The sequence below is a fragment of the Streptomyces sp. CO7 genome (assembly GCF_053474865.1).
This window is the reverse complement of record NZ_JBRIOU010000002.1, coordinates 1083129-1086850: the sequence shown is the minus strand read 5'-3', so window position 1 is coordinate 1086850 and position 3722 is coordinate 1083129. Positions and strand designations below refer to the sequence as shown.

Here is a 3722-nt window from a genome sequence, read left to right as displayed (position 1 = left end):
GGCGGATGTCGTGGGGGTGGCGGATGCCGGCGGCTCCGACGGGGTCCGGCGGCGCGGCGGCCTCCCGAACCGCCGCATGAGCGGCTCCTCCACCCAGCTGTACAGGGCGAGGGCCAGGGCCAGGCTGACGAGCAGCGCGCCGAGCAGCACGGCGGCGCCGGCCAGGGGCGGCAGGTCGTTGCCGGCGACGAGCCACCGGTGTCCGTAGGAGGTGACCAGTCCGTGCACCATGTAGAAGGCGAAGGACAGTTCGCCCAGGCGGACGAGGATCCGGCCGCGCAGCGGCGATCCGTCGCCGCGGTGGTCGGCCGTCGCGGCGGCGGCGACGAGCGGGGCGAGCCACAGGGCCGCGGTGCCGGCGACGCCGTAGAGGTAGGGCACCAGCGAGTTGACGGCGTAACCGCCGACGGCGATCGCCGTGGCGGGCAGCAGGCCGAGCCGCGGCCAGGAACCGGCCTGCACCAGGCGGGCGGCGACCATGCCGAGGACGAACTCGAGGGCGCGCACGGGCGGGAAGAAGTAGACGAACCAGATCTGCTCGAAGGACAGGGTGCCGTCGGCGATGAACGGCAGCGGGACGCCGCCGATGCCGTACTGCGCGATCGCCGGTACCAGCACGGTCAGGGCGCCGAGGACGCCGGCGAGCGCCCACAGCCGCCGCACGGGCACCCGGTTCAGCAGGCGCAGCAGCAGCGGGAAGCTCAGGTAGAAGAACAGTTCGACGGAGAGCGACCAGCTGACGGCGTTCATCGTGTTGGGGACCTGGATCTCGGGGATCCACGCCTGCACGAGGAACAGGTTGGCGAGGGTGCCCTCGGTGGTGAACGCGTCGGCGGCGATCAGCATGAGCACGGCCGCCAGCAGGAACGTCACCAGGTGGTTGGGGTAGATCTTCACCAGCCGGCGCCGCCAGAAGGAGGCCTTGGTGTCCTCGGGCCGGGCCGACCAGGTCAGCACGAACCCGCTGAGGACGAAGAAGAAGCTGACGCCGTAGAAGCCGGCGTTGGCGAAGACGTCGCCCAGGACGTCGCCGCCCGTCCCGGCGACGTAGGCGGTCTGCCAGGTGGTGTGGAAGGCGAAGACGAGCAGCGCGGCGACGAACCGCATCCCGGTGAGCGACGGCAGTCTCGACACCTGGGGGTGTCCTGGGGCGCCTGGCATGGAAGGTGACCTCCGGCTTGTCCGAAAACTGGCCCGTCGAGGCTCGCAGTCGCCGATTGGCCGGATCTAAAGCCGCTCTTGGGCGGCGCGGGCGCGACGCGGCACGGCTTCCAGCAGGACGCGGGTGTAGTCGTGCCGTGGCGCCGAGAAGACGTCCTCGACCGGACCGGACTCGACCACCTGACCGTCCTTCATGACCATGACGCGGGAGCAGATCTCGCGGACCACCGCCAGGTCGTGGGAGATGAACAGGACCGCGAGGTCCAGCGAGGCCTGCAGCTCGCGCAGCAGGTCGAGCACCTGGGCCTGCACGGAGACGTCGAGGGCGGACACCGGCTCGTCGCAGACCAGCAGCCGGGGCCGCGGGGCGAGGGCCCGGGCGAGGGCGACCCGCTGCCGCTGGCCGCCGGACAGGGCGGCCGGCCGGCGCTCCAGGTGCTGTTCGCCGAGCCCGACCTGTTCGAGGAGCCCCACGGTCCGCCGGCGCCGTTCCTCACGGGGCACTCCGGCGACGGCCAGCGCCTCGCCGACCACGCGGGCGACGTCCCAGCGGGGGTCGAAGGCGCTCAGCGGGTCCTGGGGCACCAGTTGGAGCGTGCGGCGGCCGGGCCTCCGTCGCCGCTCGGGCACCGAGCTCCAGGCGGCGCCGTCCAGGCGTACCGTGCCCTCGTCGGGCTCGGTCAGTCCCAGCACCATCCGGGCCAGCGTCGACTTGCCGGAGCCGGACTCGCCGACCAGGCCGAGCGTCTCCCCCGGACGCAGGGTGAAGGAGACGCCGCCGACGGCGGTGCGCCGGGCGCCGCGCGGCCCCCTGAACCGCTTGACCAGGCGGTCGGCCTCGAGCAGCGGCGGCCCGTCGGGAGGCGACGGGGCCTGGGTGCGGGGCCTGCTGCCGGGGACGGCGTCGAGCAGGGCCCTGGTGTACGCGTGCCGAGGGTGCTCCAGCACCTCGCGGGCGGGTCCGTGCTCCACGATCCGGCCGGCCCGCATCACGGCCACGTCGTCGGCGAGCGCCTCGACCACGGCCAGGTCGTGGCTGATGAGCAGCAGGCCGGTTCCGGACCGGGTGAGTTCGCCCAGCAGGTCGAGGACGCGGGCCTGCACGGCCGCGTCGAGCGCGGTGGTGGGCTCGTCGGCGATCAGCACGCCGGGCTCCGCCGCCAGCGCGGAGGCGATGAGCGCGCGCTGGCGCAGTCCGCCGGACAGCTGGTGGACGTAGGCGCGGGCCCGCTCCGCCGGTTCGGGCACCCCGACCCGCTCCAGCAGTCCCTCGACTCTTCGGGGGACGGCGCGGCGCGGCACGATCCGGTGGGTGAGCAGCGGCTCGGCGATCTCCTTGCCGACGGGGCGCAGCGGGTCGAGCGCCACGAGGGCGTCCTGGGCGACCAGACCGATGCGCCGGCCGCGCACCGCCCGCCACTCGCGGGGTCCGAACGCCGTCGCGTCCTGCCCGAACAGCCGCAGCCGCCCGGCGTCGACCTCGGCGGTGGGGCCGGCCAGCCCGAGCAGGGCGCGGGCGAGAGCGCTCTTGCCCGATCCGGACTCGCCGACCAGGGCAAGGCAGCGGCCCGCGGACAGGGTGAGGTGCGCCCCGCGCACGGCGTGCACCTGGCGGGGCCCGCTGCCGAAGCGGACGTCGAGGTCCGCCACGTCGATCAACGGGGCGGGCGTGGTCTCCCGCGTGGTGAGCAGTGTCATGAGGCGGCACGCCGTTCCGTGCGGTCCTGGGCCCAGCGGCCCAGGACGGTGACCGTGAGGACGGTGGCGACGAGCATCAGTCCGGGGAACAGGGCGATCCACCAGGCCTGTTCGAGGAAGCCCTGGCCCTCGGTGAGCATGGCGCCCCATTCCGGGGTGGGCGGCTGGGCGCCGAGGCCGAGGTAGCTCAGCGCGGCGCCGGTGGAGATGGACGCGCCGAGGGTGACGGTGGCGAGCACCAGCAGCGGGCCGAGGGTGTTCGGCAGGACGTGCCGCAGCACCACCAGCGGGCGCGGCACGCCGAGCCCGACCGCCGCCTCGACGTAGCCGGAGCGACGCACGACGAGGGCCTGGGTGCGGACGACCTGGGCGAGGCCGGGCGCGGTGCCGACCGCGACGGCGACGGTGGCGCCGGTGACCCCCTTGCCGGTGACGAGCATGACGAGCAGCGCCAGCAGCAGGCCGGGCAGCGCGAGCAGGGCGTCGGCCGTCCGCATGAGCAGGGCGTCGCCGAGCCGGCCCGACAGGGCGGCGGCCAGACCCCAGACGACGGCGAGCGCGGCGCCCGCGCCGGTGGCCGCGGCGCCGATGGCCAGCGAGTGGCGGGTGCCGTGGACGACCCGGGAGAAGACGTCGCGCCCCAGCTGGTCGGTGCCGAACCAGTGGGCGGAGCCGGGGGCCTGGAGCGCGTGCAGCGGGTCGGTGTCGGTGGCGCCGGCGGTGGCGAACAGGCCGGGTGCGAACGCGGCGGCCAGGAACAGCGTGAGGACGGCGGCGCTGAGCAGGACCGTCGGCGGCGGCAGCGCCGACACGCGGGCGGCGCCCCGGCGGGTCCGGCGCGCGGCGCGCGGCGCGGGCGGGAG

Annotated in this window: 3 protein-coding genes; all 3 read right to left on the bottom strand. The window is 75.1% G+C overall.

Features of this window, described 5'->3' with window-relative positions; genetic code table 11:
- A partial coding sequence (locus ACOV8S_RS06925) for an acyltransferase family protein (protein WP_448316727.1) occupies positions 1–1134 on the bottom strand: 1134 nt, incomplete at its 3' end.
- 93 nt (positions 1135–1227) lie between these two features.
- Entirely contained in the window at positions 1228–2859 is a 1632-nt protein-coding gene (locus tag ACOV8S_RS06920; RefSeq protein ID WP_448316725.1) for a dipeptide ABC transporter ATP-binding protein, read from the bottom strand.
- The coding region (locus tag ACOV8S_RS06915) for an ABC transporter permease (protein ID WP_448316723.1) at positions 2856–3722 on the bottom strand (867 nt) is incomplete at its 5' end. The genes ACOV8S_RS06915 and ACOV8S_RS06920, both read right to left, overlap by 4 nt.